1 tRNA gene and 1 rRNA gene are annotated in these 450 nt (G+C 48.9%); both read right to left on the bottom strand.

Annotation, left to right across the window (positions count from 1 at the left end):
- Positions 1–64: 64 nt before the first annotated feature.
- Positions 65–141, bottom strand: a tRNA-Asp gene (locus EIZ48_RS28745).
- Between the two features lie 162 nt (positions 142–303).
- Positions 304–419 (bottom strand): 5S ribosomal RNA (gene rrf / locus EIZ48_RS28740).
- Positions 420–450: the final 31 nt, after the last annotated feature.

Below are 450 nucleotides of genomic sequence, written 5' to 3'. Positions count from 1 at the left end.
CGCAGGGCGAACATATTGGACAGATGGAAAAAAGCCCCGTCTTTCGACGAGGCTTCTTAATAAGTGGCGGAGCGGACGGGACTCGAACCCGCGACCCCCGGCGTGACAGGCCGGTATTCTAACCAACTGAACTACCGCTCCACACTATTCTGTGTGCCAAACAAAGTCTTACTCTTAAATGCTTTGTTTAGAATATCTTGTGTTATGCGATGYAGGTTTTGAACTGAGAAGCGCAGTGTGCGTTAGCACATGAGCATCGCAAGTATCAAAAGATGCAAGCAATAACCAAGATAGGCAAATAAAGCCTGGCGATGTCCTACTCTCACATGGGGAGACCCCACACTACCATCGGCGCTATTACGTTTCACTRCTGAGTTCGGCATGGGATCAGGTGGGTCCATAATGCTATGGTCGCCAAGCAAATTCGTTTTATTACCTGCCGTAGCAAGT

This window comes from Photobacterium alginatilyticum, from assembly GCF_009910675.1.
Lineage (GTDB): Bacteria > Pseudomonadota > Gammaproteobacteria > Enterobacterales > Vibrionaceae > Photobacterium > Photobacterium alginatilyticum.
The sequence above is the reverse complement of the archived record's forward strand: the minus strand, read 5'-3'. Positions and strand labels throughout refer to the sequence as shown.